This window comes from Variovorax sp. AB1(2024) (assembly GCF_037482385.2).
Taxonomy (GTDB): Bacteria; Pseudomonadota; Gammaproteobacteria; order Burkholderiales; family Burkholderiaceae_C; genus Variovorax.
Genome location: NZ_JBBHKP020000001.1, coordinates 4,878,784 through 4,895,955, shown reverse-complemented (window position 1 = coordinate 4,895,955; position 17,172 = coordinate 4,878,784). Strand labels below are relative to the sequence as shown.

Sequence of the window (17,172 nt, the reverse complement as noted above, 5' to 3'; positions counted from 1 at the left end):
GCCAGTTTATAGACATCGACCGGATTGGCGTACCCGCCAATCTCCTACACGCCGTCGTGCGCGCAACCGATGGGCCGCGGGCTGCCGCGCGCGCACCATCCGAGTCATGAAGTCCAAACCCGCGAAGCCCGAAACTCCCGAAACGCAAAAGGCCGAAACGGCCGACCCCTTGCCCGCTGCCGATGTGCACGGCCTGCGCGAACTCCCCGGTGTGCATGTCGAAGGCTACAGCCTCCAGTTGCGCGACAAGGACGGCTTCGTGGGCGACCAGGCGAGCCAGACGGCCTTCAGGGAACTGCTCGAGCGCTGGCGCAAGCGGCGCCGCAAGAACGGCAAGGATCCGCTCGGAGTGCTGCACTCGCGCGACCTGAGCAAGAAGGCGCTCGACCGCGTGCTGGGCGCGAAGAAAGCTTCGGAGGCCGCCGACGTGATGCACGGCGTGATCGAGGAGTTCACCGAGGAACTGGCGTCCGTCATCCAGCGCTTCCTGCGCCAGCCCTCATGGCAGAAGGTGGAGCGCATCGTGATCGGCGGCGGCTTTCCCGAGAGCGACGTGGGCGAGCGCGCGGTGCTGCAGACGGGCGCCATCCTCGAAGAGATGGGCCTGCACGTGCAACTGGGCCGCCTCTCGCACAACGTGGACGACGGCGGCCTGATCGGCTGGGTGCACCTGACGCCGCCCGCGCTGCTGCGCAAGTACGACGCCATCCTGGCGGTCGACATCGGCGGCACCAACGTGCGCTGCGGCATCGTGAAGACGCGCTACCGCAAGGCGCCCGACTTCTCGCGCGCGGAGGTGATCCGGCGCGAGAAATGGCGCCACGCCGACGAAGGGCCCAACCGCAGCAACATGGTCGAGCACATCGCCGACATGCTGATGGACATGGTGCGCTACAGCGAGCGCAAGAAGATCCGGCTCGCGCCGTTCATCGGCATCGGCTGCCCGGGGCTGATCCGCCCCGACGGGTCCATCGCGCGCGGCGCGCAGAACCTGCCCGGCGACTGGGAAAGCCACGCCTTCCACCTGCCGACGGCGGTGTGGCGCCGCATGCTGACCCTGGGCGCCGACCCGATGCTGGTGCTGATGCACAACGACGCGGTGGTACAGGGCCTGAGCGAGCTTCCTTTCATGCGCGACGTGAAGCAGTGGGGCGTGCTGACCATCGGCACGGGGCTGGGCAACGTGAGCTTCACGAACAGGCCCTGAAGCGGCGGCCCGGCGCTACAGGTCTTCGGCCCGCAGTCCTTCGACGCGCACGTTCGCGGAGGCGGAGGCAACGTTGCCTGCCGCGTCGGCGGCGCGCACCTCGACGTTCGCGGCGCCCGGCCGCTTCGGCGTCCAGGCGCACACGTAGGGCGCGGCGCGCAGCGTGCACGCGGTCCTGCCGTCGACGATGAACTTCAGCTCGGCCACGGCCACGTTGTCGGAGGCGGTGGCGGCAAGCCGCGTCGCCATGCCGGCCGTTAGGCTTGGCGGAACCGACAGCGAGACGGCCGGCGGCACGCTGTCCGAAGGCGGGTTGACGATCACGTTGGCCGAAGCGACAGCGGAGTTGCCCGCCGCGTCGACCGCGACCACGCGGATCGTCTGCGCGCCGGGCGAGGTCGGTGTCCAGCTGCAGGTGTAGGGTGGGGCGGTGAAGGTGCAGATCGGAATGCTGTCGCGGCCCAGCACCTTGACGCCCCACACGCCCGCGTTGTCCACCACGGCCGGCGCGATGACGGTGAGCTGCCCCACCGTGGCCATGGAGGGGGCGGCGAGCGACACGATGGGCGGCGTGGCGTCGGCGCTGCCTAGCGCCAGGTCGATGGTGAACAGCGACTGCCCCTGCACGGCCTTCTGCTCGAAGGCGTCGAAGATGGTGAACCAGCTCGCGCCGGGCGCGCGGTTGGCGGCGCGTGCCTTGGCCAGCAGCGTCGTCTTGCCGACGGCGAAGCAGCTGAAGCCGCAGTTCCAGTCGAAGGTGAAGCGGCCCGACGCATCGGCCACGCCGGTCACCAGCATGACCAGCGGCTTGCCGCCGCCCGGGTCCCGCCACACCGACACCTGCGCGCCGGGCAGCGCGGCGCCGCTGTCGCGGTCGGTCACGCGCACCTGCGTGGCTGTGGTGGCGGCCATGAACTTCGAGCTGCCGAGCTTCGGCCAGTCGCTCCAGTCGGTGTCGATGTTGGCCTTGGTGCCGGCGGTGAAGCGGATCATGTCCAGCGTCGCGACGCGGTTGGCGGCGGGGTCGCGGCGCTGCTCGAACACGGTGCCCAGCAGCGGGTCGAGCCGCCAGTCCTGGCGGGTCCACCAGTAGCGGTCGGTGTCGCTCGACAGGGCGAGGTCGGTGATGGGCGCGACGCCGGTGGTGTCTGCCACGGCGATGCCGTTGTAGTACTCGCCCGCGCCGGCGCCGAACACATGCTCCAGCTCATGCAGCAGGGTCTTGAGCTGGCGGCCCAGGTAGTCCTTCTCGGTGGACTCCGGCGCCGCCGGCGTGATGGCGCGCGACAGGCGCAGCGGGTCGTGGATGGCGATCCAGTTCAGGTTCCAGGCCACGCCTTTCTGCGGAAAGGTCCAGCTGGTCGACAGGCCGCCGTGGCTGTAGCCGCGGGTGGATTTCGATACGCAGACCACCACCTCGCCGTTCACCAGGCCGTTGTAGCTGCAGGCCGGCGCGGCGGCGGGCGCCACCAGCTGCAGGTCGGTGGCGGGGTCGAAGACGAAGCTGCGCACGGTCTCGCGGGTGAAGACGGTGTTGACGTCGGCCACGTACTGGGCGAGCCGGCGGCCCGCCTCGGCGGGGCCGATGTCGGCGGCCAGCTCGGGGTCGACGAAGAACTTCAGGCGGTGGCTGCTGGGGGTTGCGCGGCCCACTTCGTCCATGGCGGCGAAAGCGGACGGTATTCCGGACAGTGCGATGAGAACTGGAAGCGCCAGGACCAGTTTCGCGAGATTCGCAAGTGCGCGCGGCGAGAAGAATGCTCGCATCGGATTTCCCCGGATGGCCGGGGCACTGGACTCGAACGGACGGCGCTTCGGGCCACCGTGTGGCGGCGTCCCGGGCGGGCTTCCCCGCAAGGCGAGGGGTTGCGGGAATCCGTTCGAGCCCGCCTCACGACTGGAAAATCAGGGGCCGGGCACGCCTGTCAACTACCGAAACCGGTGGATATTTTAGTGTCCGCGTTCGTCTGGTTGCACTTTTGTTGCATTTATGCACCCAAGATTACAGCTGAAAGGCTACCGTGAGCAGCAGCCCTTCGGCCAGATCGCGCATCAGGCCGGGACGCCTCGCGCGGTAGGGCTCGCCGGCCGATGCGGTGGTCTCGATCCACTCGGCCAGCCAGTCGATTTCCTCCTCGCCGTAGAACACCACCGCCGCCTCGTGGTTCAGCAGCAGGCTTCGCAGGTCGAGGTTGATCGAGCCGCACATCGCCAGCTCCTCGTCCAGCACCACCGCCTTGGCATGCACCATGAACGGCAGCATCCTGAAGTCCACGCCCGCGCGAGCGAGGTCGCGCATGGCGCGGGCGCGCACGAAGTCCGCCAGGCGATGGTTCGACTGCGCGGGCATCGCGATGGTCACCTGCACGCCGCGCCGGGCGGCCAGCCGCAGCGCGTCGCGCAGTCCGTCGCCGGGCACGAAGTAGGGCGTGATCGCCAGCACGCGGTGCTCGGCACGGAAGCAGGCGTCGATCAGCAGCGCGTGCGCGGTGTCCTCTGTCTGGTCGGGGCCGCTCGGCAGGAACTGGGCCATTGCGGTGCCGGGGCCTTCGGGCATGTCGTCGGCGGTGATGGCGCGGGCCTTGCGCGGGCGCACCGAACTCCAGTCGTGGTCGAACTGGCGCGCCGCCGCCGCGGCCACGCTGCCGCGCAGGTCGAACGACAGGTCGCGCCATGGCTGCGGGTGCTTTGCGTTGCCGGTGAAGTACTCGCCCGCGAGATTGCGCCCGCCCGACCAGAGCCAGCCGTCGTCGGCGATGGTGAACTTGCGGTGGTTGCGCAGGTTGCGCGGGCCGATGCGGCGCAGGCTGAAGAAGGGGCGGAACACCGCCACCTCGCCACCCGCCGCGCGCAGCCGGTCGAAGTGATGGCGCGGCAGCGACAGCGCTCCGAAGCCGTCGAGCAGCACCCGTACCTTGATGCCCTCGCGCGCCCGCTTCGCGAGCCGGTCGATCACCGCATGGCCGAGCGCGTCGTTGCCGATGATGAAGGTGCACACGTCGATGCGCTCCTTTGCGCCGTCGATCACCTCCCACAGCGCCTCGCGCGCGGCCTCGCCGTCGGCATGCATGCGGATGGGCGAGCGGCCCGGCGGCGCGAGGCCGAAGCTCTCGATCAGGTCGGCCGCCCAGTGGCCCGGCGGCACCGAGCGCGGCGGCCGGGGCGAGCCGGCCGGGCGCAGCTTGCGCTGGCCGAACAGCAGGTACATCGGCAGGATGAAATAAGGCATCAGCACCAGCCCCATGACCCAGGCGATGGCCGTGGTGGGGGCGCGCTGCTCGCGGCGCGCGCGGGTGGTCAGCACATAGACCAGCAGCGCGAAGGTCACGACGAGAAAGTGCTGCGAAGGTGTGGGCAGCCAGTCGAAACGGGTGTTGTGCGGCATGGCGCAATGATGCGTCAGCGCGGAATCAGCGTTGCAGGAAGGCCGGCACGCCGCGCCCTTGCGAGGCAAGGAACCGCATCATCGGATCGACCACCGCGCGTACCGCCGGCCTTTCGCCAACGCGGGTGCGCCATGCGAGCAGGCGCGGCGTGGCGTCGGTCATGCCTGCGCCCTTGCGGTCGGCGAACACGCAGGCCATGTAGAAGGCGATGTCCGCGAAGCCGTAGGGCCCCGCGAGGTAGTCGCGCGCGGCGAGCAGGCCTTCCATTTCGTCGTAGTAGCGCGCGCAGGCGGCGCAGGCCGCGACGGCAGGCGCGCTCTGCATCGCGTCCTGCAGGCCGAAGAGCTTGATGACTTGGGGGAAGAAGACCTCGTCGGACTTCTGCTCGAGTTGCCGCGCGCGGGCCCGGTCGGCAATGCCCTCGGGCCACAGCGCGGGAGCCGGATAGCGGTCTTCGAGGTACTCGAAGATCTGGGTCGAGTCGAAGAGCGAGACCCCGCCGTCGATCTCGTCCACCAGCACCGGCACCTGCTGCTTGACGGGGTTCACGCGCAGCACCTCGGGGTGCTTGGGCTCGTAGGCGTCGCCTTCGATGAACGGCACCATGACCAGTTCGAAGGCAACGCCTTTTTCGCGCGCCGCGATCTCGACCTTGGCGCCGAACATGCTGAGGGGGCCGGAGTAGATCCGGGTCATTGCAGCTGCTCCGTTGCATGACTTGATCCGCGATGCATGAAGCCGAGCCGGGCCATTCGGGGAACACCGTGGAACCGGCTTTGCCGGGCCACAGGTGTTGCCCCCGGCGAGGGGGTTGGCGAAGCGACACGAAGTGCGCGCAGACTGGGGGTGAGTCTTTTCATTCCCCCGACTTCAACAGAAACCGCGCGTCAGGTCGAGCCCCAGACCTCCTGCGCGGTCTCTACCACCAGGCGCAGCTTGTTGCGCTGCGCTTCCACCGCGATGTTGTTGCCGTGCACGGTGCTGGAGAAGCCGCACTGCGGCGACAGCGCGAGCTGGTCGAGCGAGGCGTACTTGGCGGCCTCGTCGATGCGGCGCTTGAGCTCGTCCTTGTCTTCCATCTCGCCGAACTTGGTGGTGACCAGGCCGAGCACCACCGTCTTGCCCTTGGGCAGGTAGCGCAGGGGCTTGAAGTCGCCCGAGCGCGCGTCGTCGTACTCCATGAAGTAGGCGTCGAGGTCCATCTCCTTGAGCAGCGCTTCTGCCACCGGCTCGTAGTTGCCGGCGGCGGCGTGCGTGCTCTTGAAGTTGCCGCGGCACAGGTGCATGGCCAGCAGCATGCCCGGCGGCTTCTGCGCGACCACCTTGTTGATGAATGCGGCGTAGCGGTGCGGCAGTTCGTTCGGGTCGTCGCCGCGCTTGCGGGCGGCTTCGCGCATGTGCTCGTCGCACAGGTAGGCCAGGTTGGTGTCGTCCATCTGCACGTAGGTGCAGCCGGCGGCGGCCAGCGAGCGCAGCTCGTCGCCATAGGCCTTGGCCACGTCGTCGTAGAACGCCGGGTCGAGCTCGGGGTAGGCGTCCTTGCTGATGCCGGCGCGGCCGCCGCGGAAATGCAGCATGGTGGGCGAGGGGATCGTGACCTTGGGCGTGTTGCCCGCGGCCACCTGGCTCTTGAGGTACTGGAAGTCGGCGAGCTGGATGTCCTTCACGTGGCGGACCTTGTCGATCACGCGCATCGCGGGCGGTGCGAGTTCCTCGGTGCCGTCGGGCTTGCGGATGGTGACCGGAATGTCGGTCTTCACGCCGCCGAGCTGGTCGAGGAAGTCGATGTGGAAATAGGTGCGGCGGAACTCGCCGTCGGTGATGCTCTTCAGGCCGATGTCTTCCTGGAACTTGACGATCTCGGTGATCGCCTTGTCTTCGACCAGGCGAAGCTGTTCCGGCGTGATCTCGCCCTTGGCCTTTTGCTCGCGCGCTTCGAGCAGGTATTTGGGGCGCAGGAAACTGCCCACGTGGTCGTAGCGGGCGGGCAGGGCGGCGTGCTGTGACATGGATGACTCCGTCTTGGTGAGGGGGAACTGGCCGGACATCGTATCGCCATCGAAACGTCGGAGGCTGTATACAGCGGCCTCGGTGTTTTCCCTATAAATGCCCGAAATGACTGGAAATTTCCGTGTTTCTGTATACATTGAGTATTCATGAAAACGCCCACGACCGCCTTTCCGCTGAACGCCTGGTATGCCGCCGCCTACGACGTCGAAGTGCGCCATGCGCTGCTGCCACGCACCATCTGCAACCAGAAAGTGGTGCTGTTCCGACGCACCGACGGCGAAGTCGCCGTGCTCGAAGACGCCTGCTGGCACCGGCTGATGCCGCTGTCGCTGGGCCGCCTCGAAGGCGACGAGCTGGTGTGCGGCTACCACGGCCTCGTCTACAACAGCCAGGGCCGCTGCACCCACATGCCGAGCCAGGAAACGCTCAACCCATCGGCCTGCGTGCGCAGCTTTCCGGTGGTCGAGAAGCACCGCTTCGTGTGGATCTGGCCCGGCGACCCCGCCAAGGCCGACCCGGCGCTGGTGCCCGACATGCACTGGAACGACGACCCGGCATGGGCCGGCGACGGCAAGATGATCCGCGTCCACTGCGACTACCGCCTGGTGGTCGACAACCTCATGGACCTGACGCACGAGACCTTCGTGCACGGTTCGTCCATCGGCAACCGCGAAGTGGCCGAGGCGCCCTTCGTGGCCACGCACGGCGACCGCTCGGCCACAGTCACGCGCTGGATGGAGAACATCGACCCGCCGCCGTTCTGGGGCGGCCAGATCCGCCATGCGCGCGGCTACACCGGCAAGGTCGACCGCTGGCAGATCATCCGTTTCGAAGGCCCGTGCACGGTGAACATCGACGTCGGCGTGGCCGAGGCCGGCAGCGGCGCGGTGCCGAAGAACGGCGACGCGGGCGACCGCAGCAAGGGCGTCAACGGCTACGTGCTCAACACCATCACGCCCGAGACTGACAAGACCTGCCTGTATTTCTGGGCCTTCTCGCGCAACTACTGCCTGGGCGAGCAGCGTCTCACGCACGAGCTGCGCGAAGGCGTCGCGGGCATCTTCCGCGAAGACGAACTGGTGCTCGAGGCGCAGCAGAAAGCCATGGACGAGCACCCCGACCACAAGTTCTACAACCTCAACATCGACGCCGGTTCGATGTGGGCGCGCAAGCTCATCGACCGCATGATCGAGAAGGAAAAGCCCGCGCGCGCCGCCATTCCGATCCACCCCGCCGAGCAGCCGGGCGAGAAGCAGGCCGCATGAGGGCCGCTGTGGTCTCCTCCACCGCGGAACAGCAGTCCGGCGACAGCGGCAGCTCGCAGGCCGTGAAGGCGCAATTGCGCCTGCGCGAAATGATCCTCGCGGGCGAACTGCCCGGCGGCGCGCGCATAGCCGAAGTGGCCATCTCCGAGCAGCTCGGCGTGTCGCGCACCCCGGTGCGCACCGCGCTGATGCGGCTCGAGCAAGAGGGCCTGCTCGAAGCGCTGCCCAACGGCGGCTACGCGGTGCGCACCTTTTCCGAGCGCGACGTGGCCGATGCCATCGAACTGCGCGGCACGCTGGAAGGCCTGGTGGCCCGGCTCGCGGCCGAGCGCGGCGCCGCGCCGGTGGTGCTGCGCGAGGCGCGCGCCTGCCTCGCGCGCATCGACGAGCTGCTGCGCGAGCCCGCGCTCGACGACGCGGCTTTCTCGCGCTACGTGACGCACAACGAACGCTTCCATGCGCTGCTCTGCGAAATGGCCGGCAGCCCGGTCATCGCGCAGCAACTGGAGCGGGTGGTGAACCTGCCGTTCGCGTCGCCCTCGGGCTTCGTCATCGTGCAGGCGAATTCGCCCGCCGCGCGCGACATGCTCGTGATCGCGCAAGACCAGCACATCCAGGTGCTCGACGCCATCGAGTCCGGCGAAGGCTCGCGCGCCGAGTCGCTGATGCGCGAGCACAGCCGCATCGCGCGGCGCAACCTGCGCGAGGCGCTGCACGGCACGCCGAGCGCCGAACAGCGCCCGCTGCCGGGCGTGCAGCTGATCCGCCGCCGCGGCTGACTCCTTCCTTTTCCTTCCTTCCTGTTGGTGTTGTTCCCCGATGAAAAGCGATCTTCAATGGATGCAGGCGCAGGTGGTTGCGCTGCGCGACGTGACGCCCACCGTGCGCGAGTTCGAACTGCGCCCCGACGGCGGCTTTGCCGGTGCCTATGAACCCGGCGCCCACCTGCAGGTGCAGGTGATGACGGCGCAGGGCAGGCTGCAGACCCGCTCGTACTCGCTGGTCGGCGAGGGCGACGGCCGCTGCTGGCGCATCGCCGTCAAGCGGCTGGACGACGGCCGCGGCGGATCGCTCGCGATGTGGCGGCTGGCCGTGGGCGACCGGCTGCAGGTCAGCGCGCCGCAGAATCACTTCGCGCTCGACATGTCCGCGCCCGGCTACCTGCTGGTGGCGGGCGGCATCGGCATCACCCCGCTGGTGCTGATGGCGCAGCGGCTGGGCGAGCACGCCCGGCGCGGCGGCGTGCCGGTGAAGATGCTCTACGGCGCGCGCAACGCCGACGAGTTCGGCTACCTCTCGCATCTGCGCGAAGCGCTGGGCGAGGGCGTGGAAGCGCACGAAGGCTCGGCGCCCATCGACTTCGCCGCGGCCATCGACGCGCTGCCGCCCGGTGGCCAGCTCTACACCTGCGGCCCGGTGCCGATGCTCGAGGCGCTCAAGCGCGCCTGGCATGCGGCCGGCCGGCCCATCGCGGACCTGCGCTTCGAGACCTTCGGCAGCAGCGGCCGTCTGGCCACGCAGGCGTTCCAGGTGCGCATTCCGCGCCATGACCTCGCCATCACGGTGCCTGCCGACTGCACGCTGCTCGAGGCGCTGGACGCCGCCGGCGTGCAGACGCTGTCGGACTGCAAGCGCGGCGAATGCGGCCTGTGCGCCATGGACGTGATCGCCGTCGACGGCGAGATCGACCACCGCGACGTGTTCCTCAGCGCGTACGAAAAAGAGGCAACCACGCGCATCTGCGCCTGCGTGTCACGCGCGGTGGGTACGCTCACGCTCGACTCCGCCTATCGCCCCGACAGCTGATCCCGCCCCGGGCGACAGCCGTCTTGCGCGATGATCGCGCAGTTCATTTATTGATCGCGCAACAATGCCAGCCTCATGAGGCGGGGTAGGTGAATGCCTGCTGCGCCCTTTGTTGCAAAGTGTTGAAAATAGCCCCGGTTTCGAGTTCCGTCCCTGAAGGAAAAAACATGCAAAGACGCCATCTCATCCAGACCGCAGCCCTGTCGGCGCTCGCGCTTTCAATGTCGCTGGCCAGCGCCCAGGACAACAAGTTCAAGATCGGCCTGATCCTGCCGATGACGGGCCAGTCGGCGTCCACCGGCCGCCAGATCGAAGCCGCCGCGCGCCTGTACATGGCCCAGAACGGCGACACCGTGGCCGGCAAGAAGGTCGAGCTGATCGTCAAGGACGACACCGGCCTGCCCGACGTCACCAAGCGCCTGGCGCAGGAACTGGTGGTGAACGACAAGGTCAACGTGCTGGCCGGCTTCGGCCTGACGCCCCTGGCCCTGGCCGTGGCGCCCATCGCCACCCAGTCGAAGACACCCGAAGTCGTGATGGCCGCCGCCACGTCGAGCATCACCGAGGCATCGCCCTACATCATCCGTTCGAGCTTCACGCTGCCGCAGGTGTCGGTGGCCATGGGCGACTGGGCGCCGAAGAACGGCGTGAAGACGGTCGTCACGCTGGTGGCCGACTACGGCCCGGGCAACGATGCCGAGAAATTCTTCAGCGAGCGCTTCCAGCTCAACGGCGGCAAGGTGATCGAGAAGCTGCGCGTGCCTCTGCGCAACCCCGACTTCGCCCCGTTCCTGCAGAAGGTGCGCGACGCCAAGCCCGACGCGCTGTTCGTCTTCGTGCCCTCGGGCGCCGGCGCGGCCGTCATGAAGCAGTTCCTGGAGCGCGGCATGGACAAGGCCGGCATCAAGATGATCGCCACCGGCGACGTGACGGACGACGATCAACTCAACGACATGGGCGACGGCGCGCTGGGCGTGGTCACCTCGCACCACTACTCTGCCGCGCACCCGTCGGCAATGAACAAGAAGTTCGTCGAGGCCTTCGAGAAGGCCAACCCGAAGATGCGCCCCAACTTCATGGCCGTGGGCGGCTATGACGGCATGCGCGTGATCTACGAAGCGCTCAAGGCCACCAAGGGCCAGGGCGGCGGCGAAGCGCTGCTGGCGGCCATGAAGGGCCAGGTCTTCGAGAGCCCGCGCGGCCAGGTGCTGATCGACGCGCAGACGCGCGACATCGTGCAGGACGTGTACCTGCGCAAGGTCGAGAAGAAGGACGGCCAGCTCTACAACGTCGAGTTCGACGTGATCAAGAACGTCAAAGATCCCGGCAAAGCCAAGTAAAGGGCTCGCCCCCAGGCTGCGCGCACTTCGTGTCGCTTCGCCTTCCCCCTACCGGGGGCAACACCTGAGGCCCGGCGAAGCCGGTTCCTCGGTGTTTCCCGAAGAGACCGCGAGGCGCGGCAAGTGTTTGAGTAGCTGACATGTTGACCATTCTTTTCGACGGCATCGCCTACGGCATGCTGCTCTTCGTGCTCGCCGTGGGGCTGGCCGTGACGCTCGGGCTGATGAACTTCATCAACCTCGCGCACGGCGCCTTTGCCATGGCCGGCGGATATCTCACGGTGTTTGCCATGCAGAAGCTGGGCGTCCCGTTCCTGGCCTGCCTGCCGCTGGCGTTCATCGTCGTCGCGCTGGCCGGGGCATTGCTGGAACGCACGCTCTACCGGCCGATGTACGGCAAGCCGCACCTGGACCAGGTGCTCTTTTCCATCGGCCTGGCCTTCATGGCGGTGGCCGCCGTCGATTACTTCGTCGGCTCTTCTCAACAGAACGTGCAGTTGCCCGAATGGCTGCGCGGGCGCACCGAGATCGGCGACGGCGCGCTGCTGCTGGGCATGGGGCACTACCGGCTCTTCATCATCGCGGTCTGCGCGGTGCTGACGGTGGTGCTGCAGCTCATCCTGTCGAAGACGCGCTTCGGCAGCCGGCTGCGCGCGGCGGTCGACGACCCGCGCGTGGCGGCGGGGCTGGGCATCAACGTGAACATCGTGTTCCTGCTGACCTTTGCCGTGGGCTCGGGCCTCGCGGGGCTGGGCGGCGCGCTGGGCGCCGAGATCCTCGGGCTCGACCCGACCTTCCCGCTCAAGTACATGATCTATTTCCTGATCGTGGTTTCGGTCGGCGGCACCTCGTCGATCACCGGGCCGCTGGCGGCCGCGCTGCTGCTCGGCATCGCCGACGTGGCGGGCAAGTACTTCATTCCCAAGATGGGTGCGTTCACCGTCTACCTGCTGATGATCCTGATCCTGATGTGGCGCCCACAGGGCCTGTTCACGCGCAAGGGGGGCCGCTGAATGAGCGCTCCGTCTTCCGCCGCCGATTTCCAGTCGGCCCTGCTGCGCAAGGCGCGCTGGCATCCGCTCGAGTTCGTGGCCTGGGCCGTGGCCTTCGCGCTGCCGCTGGTCATGCCTTCGCATTCGCTGCTGGTCAATGAAATCGCCATCGTCGCGCTGTTCGCGATGTCGCTCGACCTGATCCTGGGCTACACCGGCATCGTGTCGCTGGGGCATGCCGCCTTCTTCGGCTTCGGTGCGTATGCGGCGGCGCTGTTCGCCAAGCTGGTGATGCCCGACCCGACCGTGGGCCTGCTGTTCGCCGTCGTGCTGTCGGCGTTGCTGGGCCTGGTGGCGAGCGTGACCATCCTGCGCGGCAGCGACCTCACGCGGCTGATGGTCACCCTGGGCACGGCGCTGCTGCTGCTCGAACTGGCGAACAAGCTCGACTGGCTGACCGGCGGCGCCGACGGCCTGCAGGGCGTGGTGATGGGCCCGGTGCTCGGCATGTTCGACTTTGACCTGTACGGCCGCACGGCGGCCTGGTATTCGCTGGCGGTGATGCTGGTGCTGTTCCTGCTGATGCGCCGGCTGGTGCATTCGCCGTTCGGCGCCACACTGAAGGCGATCCGCGACAACCGGCTGCGCGCGATGGCCATCGGCATCCCGGTGGTGCCGCGCCTGGTCACGGTCTACACCGTGGCGGCCGGCGTGGCCGGCGCGGCGGGCGCGCTGCTGGCGCAGACCACCGGCTTCGCATCGCTCGACGTGCTGGCCTTCGACCGTTCGGCCGACGTGCTTCTGATGCTGGTGATCGGCGGCGTGGGCTGGCTCTACGGCGGGGTGGCGGGCGCCATCGTGTTCAAGCTCCTGCAGACCTGGCTGTCGGCGGTGACGCCGCAGTACTGGATGTTCTGGATCGGCCTGATCCTGGTGCTGCTGGTGCTGGTGGGCCGCGACCGCCTGCTGAAGCCCTGGACATGGTTCGGCGCCGGCAGGAAGAAGGGCGGTGCGGCATGAGCGACACCGTGCTTTCCACCCACGGCCTCGTGATGCGCTTCGGCGGCATCACGGCCACCAACAACGTGACGATGGAGCTCAAGCGCGGCGCCCGCCATGCGCTGATCGGCCCCAACGGCGCGGGCAAGACCACGCTCATCAACCAGCTGACGGGCGTGCTCACGCCGACCGAAGGCCGCATCACGCTGCTGGGCGAAGACATCACGAAGCTCGCGCCGCACAAGCGCGTGGCGCGCGGCCTGGTGCGCACATTCCAGATCAACCAGTTGTTCGACTCGATGACGCCGCTGGAAACGCTGGCGCTGGTGGTGTCGCAGCACCAGGGCGCGGGTGCGCAGTGGTGGCGGCCGCTCGGCTCCAGCAAGGCGATCGTCGAACGCGCGACGCAACTGCTCGAGCAGTTCCACCTGAGCGACGTGGCGCGCCAGCAGGTCAAGCACCTGGCCTACGGCAAGCGCCGCCTGCTGGAAATCGCGATCGCCCTGGCCTGCGAGCCGCGCGTGCTGCTGCTCGACGAGCCGGTGGCGGGCGTGCCCGCCGGCGAGCGCGAAGAGCTGCTGCAGACCGTGGCCGCGCTGCCGGCCGACGTGTCGGTGCTGCTGATCGAGCACGACATGGACCTGGTGTTCAGCTTTGCCGACCGCATGACCGTGCTGGTCAACGGCACGCTGCTGACCGAGGGCGACCCCGAAACCATCGCCAACGATCCCAAGGTGAAAGAGGTCTATCTGGGCCACGGAGAAGCCGCCTATGTCTGAGCTGCTGCGAATCGAAAACCTGAGCGCCGGCTACGGCGAGGCCGTGGTGCTGCACGACGTGGCGTTCACGCTGGGCGAAGGCCAGACGCTGGCGCTGCTGGGCCGCAACGGCACCGGCAAGACCACGCTGATCAACACGCTGGCGGGCGCGACGCGCCAGCACGGCGGCAGCATCGCGCTGGGCGGCCAGGCGCTGCACAAGCTGGCGCCGCACCAGCGCGCGGCGGCCGGCATCGGCTGGGTGCCGCAGGAGCGCAACATCTTCAAGTCGCTCACGGTGCACGAGAACCTCACCGCCGTGGAGCGGCCCGGCAAGTGGAACACCCAGCGCGTCTACGAGATGTTCCCGCGCCTGGCGGAACGCAAGACCAACCTGGGCACGCAGCTCTCCGGCGGCGAGCAACAGATGCTGGCCGTGGGCCGCGCGCTGGTGCTCAACCCCAGGCTGCTGCTGCTCGACGAGCCGCTCGAGGGGCTCGCGCCCATCATCGTGGAAGAGCTGCTGCGCGCCATCCGCCGCATCACGCAGGACGAGGGGCTGGCCGCGATCATCGTGGAGCAGCATCCGCAGGCGATCCTCGCGATTTCCGACGAGGCGGTGGTGCTGGACCACGGCACCATCGTGCACACCGACTCGGCGGCGGCGCTGCGCGCCCAGCCGCAGGTGCTGGACCGGCTGCTGGGCGTCGCGCGCTGAAGCCTCTTCAGATCGCGCAGCCGTCCGGGCCGCACACCGGCGGCGTCGCGGCGGTGTGGGTGGCGGCCGGCTGAGACGCCGCGACCAGCGCGGCGAGCTGCGCCTTCCAGTCTTCGGCGCGGCCCAGCCACGGGCCGATGTCGATGCGGCCCGCGCGGCCTTCGGCCTGCGTCAGCACGAAGGTCGGAAAACCCTGTCCGCCCGCGCGCTGCAGGAATTGCCGGCTCTCGGCAATGTGCTGCGCAGTCGGCGCGCCCGCGAGGCGATCGAATGCCGCGGCGAAAGCCTCGGCGCCGAGACCGAGTTCGGCCGCCAGTGCCTTCAGCACTCCCACGTCGGCGATGCGCCGGCCTTCCACGTAATGCGCCTGCTGCAGGCGATGCGCCATGTCCAGCCCGCCGCCGTCGCGCAGCGATTCGGCCGCGAGTACGGCGGTGGTCGGTGGTTCGGAGTCCATCACCGCGCCGGTGTCGCGCAGCAGGCCTTCGAAGTAGTTCTCGCCGAAGGGCTGGCCCGTCATCTCGGCGATGCGGTGGTCGTGCGGCATCACGTAGTCGCGCCACTGCGGCGTGATCTGGCGGCGGTTGGCGCCGGTCATCATGCCGCCGCCGTGGAACTCGACCCTCAGGCCGGGTACGCCGCGCGCTGCGTCGACCAGCGGCGCGGCGGCGTAGCACCAGCCGCACAGCGGGTCGAAGATGTAGTGCAGGGTGGTGGTGCTGTCATTCACTGCGGCCATTTCATTTCTCCCTTGATGACCTTGGCGCCGAGTTCCAGCGACGAGGCGTCTTCCAGCTTCGGGTAGCGCTTCTTCATCGCGGCGATGAGCGCGGCCGAGTCCTTGGCCTTGGCAGCCTCGGTCTCGAAAGCCTTGAGGTAGCCGCGCGTGAATTTCACCGACGCGATGGTGTACGGCGCCGAGCCGTCGGCATTCGGCAGGTAGTGGCCGGGCACCACCGTTTTCGGGTGCAGGGCCTGGATGCGGTCCAGCGTCTTGAGCCAGTCGCGGCGCGACTCGGGCGTTTGCGTGTCGGCCACCCACACGTGGATATTGGCCGACACGGGGATGCCGCCGACCACCGCCTTCAGCGAGGGAATCCACGCGAAGCTGCGCGCCGGCGTGGGGCCGTCGAGGCCGACGACCTGGATCTTGCGGCCTTCGAGTTCGAGGCTGTCGCCGGACAGCGCCTCGGGCACCACCAGCGACCTGGGCGCGTTGTCCTTCAGGATCGGGCCCCAGTGCGCCAGCTTGCCGTCCTTCGACGCCTGGATGGCGGCCACCGTCTGCGGCGTGGCGACGATCTTCGCGTCGGGGAAGGCGGCCTGGATCACGTCGAGGCCGAAGTAGTAGTCGGGGTCGCTGTGGCTGATGTAGACCGTGGTGAGCTTCTTGCCCGATGCCTTGATCTTCTGCACCAGCGCCTCGGCGTCGTTGCGCTGGAACTGCGCGTCGATCAGCACGGCGTCGGTCTGGCCGGTCACGATCTCCGACGAGACCGGGAACATCGACTTCGCGCCCGGGTTGTAGACGTCGAGCTTGAGCGGTCGGGCGGCCGTGGCGGCCTGCGCGGCCAGCGGGGCGAGGCTCAGCGTAGTGGCGAGGGCGGCGGCGGAGAGAAGGGCTCTGCGGAACATGGTGCGATCTTTCTGTGTGCGGTGAGGGGTGTGACAGCGCTGATGCTTCGAATGTTAGGTTGCGTGAACAGAAACAAAAACCCGACGAACCGCAATGAATCGTTTCCGATTCCGGTCGAATCGGAGGCGCGGCGCCCTTATTAGTCCGTGGCACAGCGCTGCAGATGCGCCACCAGCAACTGCGCCGAGGGCGACAGCGTGGCCTCGTCCCTGAAGCAGATCGCGAACCGCCGGCGCGCCCAGGCATCGGTCAGCGGCATCAGCCGCAGGCCGTAGGCGTCGGTGAAGGGCCGCGCCACTTCCGCCGGCACCACGCTGATCGCCAGCCCGGCCCGCACCACGCGCAGCGCGGCGTCGAAGTTCGACACCAGCACCCGGTGCACCAGCGGCTTGCCCGCCACCGCCGCCTCGCGCGCCAGCATCAACTGCACCGCGCTGAGCGCGGGCATGCCGACGAATTCATGGTCGAGCACGTCCTCGAAGCGCACTTGCGCGTGTTGCGCCACCGGGTGCGACGGGTGCGCGACGATGGCCAGGTGGTCGGCGCGGTAGCTGCGCCGCTGCAGGCCTTCGAGGTCGGCCGCGTCCCAGCACAGTCCGATGGAGGCGATGCCTTCGCGGATGCCGCGCACGATCTCCGGGCTCACGCGCTCCTCCATGTCGACGCGGATGTTGCGGTGCGCCGGGTTCTGCAGGAAGCCGGCCACGTCTTCCGCCAGCGACTCGGCCATGACCGACGCCGAAGCCAGGATGCGCACATGCCCGCGCGCGCCGCCGGCATAGGCGGCCATGTCACGCTCGATGCAGTTCACGCTGCCGAGCATGGCGCGGGCGTGCTCCAGCAGGGTTTCGCCGGCCGGCGTCGGCACCACGCCGCGCCGCTTGCGCAGCAGCAGCGGCGTGCCCACCGCCTCTTCGAGCTGCGCCAGCCGCTTGCTGATGGCCGAGCCGACGATGCTGGCCTGCTCGCCGGCGCGCGCGATGCTGTGCGTTTCGCAGACGGAGACGAAGAGGCGGAGGGTGGTCAGGTCGAGGTCGCGCATGGTGTCTCAAGAT

Annotated in this window: 15 protein-coding genes and 1 pseudogene; 9 read left to right on the top strand and 7 right to left on the bottom strand. The window is 68.5% G+C overall.

What is annotated here, in order from left to right:
• Nucleotides 1-106 precede the first annotated feature (106 nt).
• Nucleotides 107-1,207, top strand: a complete 1,101-nt coding sequence (locus WIX39_RS22910; protein ID WP_234382451.1) for an ROK family protein — start codon at nt 107-109, stop codon at nt 1,205-1,207.
• Nucleotides 1,208-1,222: 15 nt separating this feature from the next.
• Here WIX39_RS22910 and WIX39_RS22905 read toward each other — a convergent pair whose 3' ends face one another.
• From WIX39_RS22905 to WIX39_RS22890, 4 genes are all read right to left on the bottom strand, one after another.
• A complete protein-coding gene (locus tag WIX39_RS22905; protein WP_409195917.1) occupies nt 1,223-2,869 on the bottom strand; it encodes an Ig-like domain-containing protein in 1,647 nt (548 codons plus the stop codon).
• 340 nt (nt 2,870-3,209) lie between these two features.
• The gene (locus WIX39_RS22900) at nt 3,210-4,592 is read right to left on the bottom strand and encodes a phospholipase D-like domain-containing protein (RefSeq protein ID WP_409195916.1); all 1,383 of its coding nucleotides are present in this window, start codon (nt 4,590-4,592) and stop codon (nt 3,210-3,212) included.
• Between the two features lie 25 nt (nt 4,593-4,617).
• On the bottom strand, nt 4,618-5,289 hold the full coding sequence (locus WIX39_RS22895; protein WP_409195915.1) for a glutathione S-transferase family protein: 672 nt from the start codon (nt 5,287-5,289) through the stop codon (nt 4,618-4,620).
• A 191-nt stretch (nt 5,290-5,480) separates the two neighbouring features.
• Nucleotides 5,481-6,602 (bottom strand): 5-methyltetrahydropteroyltriglutamate--homocysteine S-methyltransferase, encoded by a 1,122-nt coding sequence (locus WIX39_RS22890; protein ID WP_106937390.1) that lies wholly within the window; start codon nt 6,600-6,602, stop codon nt 5,481-5,483.
• Between the two features lie 147 nt (nt 6,603-6,749).
• On the opposite strand from WIX39_RS22890, the gene WIX39_RS22885 reads away from it, so the two are divergent.
• The 8 genes from WIX39_RS22885 to WIX39_RS22850 all read left to right on the top strand — a co-directional run bounded on the left by WIX39_RS22885 (nt 6,750) and on the right by WIX39_RS22850 (nt 14,481).
• Nucleotides 6,750-7,868: an aromatic ring-hydroxylating dioxygenase subunit alpha gene (locus tag WIX39_RS22885; protein ID WP_106933843.1), complete on the top strand. Its 1,119-nt coding sequence runs from the start codon at nt 6,750-6,752 to the stop codon at nt 7,866-7,868.
• Nucleotides 7,865-8,647, top strand: coding sequence for a GntR family transcriptional regulator (locus tag WIX39_RS22880; protein WP_409195914.1), 783 nt, complete (start codon nt 7,865-7,867; stop codon nt 8,645-8,647). Before WIX39_RS22885 ends, WIX39_RS22880 begins: the two co-directional genes overlap by 4 nt.
• Before the next feature lie 40 nt (nt 8,648-8,687).
• Nucleotides 8,688-9,674 carry a PDR/VanB family oxidoreductase gene (locus WIX39_RS22875; RefSeq protein WP_409195913.1) on the top strand — a complete coding sequence of 329 codons (987 nt, stop codon included), beginning with the start codon at nt 8,688-8,690 and terminating at the stop codon, nt 9,672-9,674.
• 167 nt (nt 9,675-9,841) lie between these two features.
• Nucleotides 9,842-11,014: an ABC transporter substrate-binding protein gene (locus WIX39_RS22870; RefSeq protein ID WP_081268627.1), complete on the top strand. Its 1,173-nt coding sequence runs from the start codon at nt 9,842-9,844 to the stop codon at nt 11,012-11,014.
• A 140-nt stretch (nt 11,015-11,154) separates the two neighbouring features.
• The gene (locus WIX39_RS22865) at nt 11,155-12,027 is read left to right on the top strand and encodes a branched-chain amino acid ABC transporter permease (protein WP_081268628.1); all 873 of its coding nucleotides are present in this window, start codon (nt 11,155-11,157) and stop codon (nt 12,025-12,027) included.
• On the top strand, nt 12,028-13,026 hold the full coding sequence (locus WIX39_RS22860) for a branched-chain amino acid ABC transporter permease (protein ID WP_285414467.1): 999 nt from the start codon (nt 12,028-12,030) through the stop codon (nt 13,024-13,026).
• Nucleotides 13,023-13,784, top strand: a complete 762-nt coding sequence (locus tag WIX39_RS22855; protein WP_409195912.1) for an ABC transporter ATP-binding protein — start codon at nt 13,023-13,025, stop codon at nt 13,782-13,784. The genes WIX39_RS22860 and WIX39_RS22855 overlap by 4 nt, the downstream gene beginning before the upstream one ends.
• On the top strand, nt 13,777-14,481 hold the full coding sequence (locus WIX39_RS22850) for an ABC transporter ATP-binding protein (RefSeq protein WP_106933848.1): 705 nt from the start codon (nt 13,777-13,779) through the stop codon (nt 14,479-14,481). The genes WIX39_RS22855 and WIX39_RS22850 overlap by 8 nt, the downstream gene beginning before the upstream one ends.
• Before the next feature lie 7 nt (nt 14,482-14,488).
• Here the strand turns inward: WIX39_RS22850 and WIX39_RS22845 are convergent, their stop codons facing one another.
• From WIX39_RS22845 to WIX39_RS22835, 3 genes and pseudogenes are all read right to left on the bottom strand, one after another.
• Entirely contained in the window at nt 14,489-15,220 is a 732-nt protein-coding gene (locus tag WIX39_RS22845; protein WP_409195911.1) for a DsbA family protein, read from the bottom strand.
• A pseudogene (locus WIX39_RS22840) lies at nt 15,214-16,116 on the bottom strand (MBL fold metallo-hydrolase); the annotation flags it as partial. The gene WIX39_RS22845 and the pseudogene WIX39_RS22840, both read right to left, overlap by 7 nt.
• A gap of 140 nt (nt 16,117-16,256) precedes the next feature.
• The gene (locus tag WIX39_RS22835; protein ID WP_409195910.1) at nt 16,257-17,159 is read right to left on the bottom strand and encodes a LysR family transcriptional regulator; all 903 of its coding nucleotides are present in this window, start codon (nt 17,157-17,159) and stop codon (nt 16,257-16,259) included.
• Between the last annotated feature and the right edge of the window lie 13 nt (nt 17,160-17,172).

Coding starts and splice junctions, on each gene's coding strand:
- WIX39_RS22845 (WP_409195911.1), bottom strand. CDS start 15,220: ATGGCCGCAGTGAATGACAGCACCACCACCCTGCACTACATCTTCGAC.
- WIX39_RS22905 (WP_409195917.1), bottom strand. CDS start 2,869: ATGGACGAAGTGGGCCGCGCAACCCCCAGCAGCCACCGCCTGAAGTTC.
- WIX39_RS22860 (WP_285414467.1), top strand. CDS start 12,028: ATGAGCGCTCCGTCTTCCGCCGCCGATTTCCAGTCGGCCCTGCTGCGC.
- WIX39_RS22900 (WP_409195916.1), bottom strand. CDS start 4,592: ATGCCGCACAACACCCGTTTCGACTGGCTGCCCACACCTTCGCAGCAC.
- WIX39_RS22870 (WP_081268627.1), top strand. CDS start 9,842: ATGCAAAGACGCCATCTCATCCAGACCGCAGCCCTGTCGGCGCTCGCG.
- WIX39_RS22885 (WP_106933843.1), top strand. CDS start 6,750: ATGAAAACGCCCACGACCGCCTTTCCGCTGAACGCCTGGTATGCCGCC.
- WIX39_RS22890 (WP_106937390.1), bottom strand. CDS start 6,602: ATGTCACAGCACGCCGCCCTGCCCGCCCGCTACGACCACGTGGGCAGT.
- WIX39_RS22910 (WP_234382451.1), top strand. CDS start 107: ATGAAGTCCAAACCCGCGAAGCCCGAAACTCCCGAAACGCAAAAGGCC.
- WIX39_RS22855 (WP_409195912.1), top strand. CDS start 13,023: ATGAGCGACACCGTGCTTTCCACCCACGGCCTCGTGATGCGCTTCGGC.
- WIX39_RS22835 (WP_409195910.1), bottom strand. CDS start 17,159: ATGCGCGACCTCGACCTGACCACCCTCCGCCTCTTCGTCTCCGTCTGC.
- WIX39_RS22880 (WP_409195914.1), top strand. CDS start 7,865: ATGAGGGCCGCTGTGGTCTCCTCCACCGCGGAACAGCAGTCCGGCGAC.
- WIX39_RS22875 (WP_409195913.1), top strand. CDS start 8,688: ATGAAAAGCGATCTTCAATGGATGCAGGCGCAGGTGGTTGCGCTGCGC.
- WIX39_RS22850 (WP_106933848.1), top strand. CDS start 13,777: ATGTCTGAGCTGCTGCGAATCGAAAACCTGAGCGCCGGCTACGGCGAG.
- WIX39_RS22865 (WP_081268628.1), top strand. CDS start 11,155: ATGTTGACCATTCTTTTCGACGGCATCGCCTACGGCATGCTGCTCTTC.
- WIX39_RS22895 (WP_409195915.1), bottom strand. CDS start 5,289: ATGACCCGGATCTACTCCGGCCCCCTCAGCATGTTCGGCGCCAAGGTC.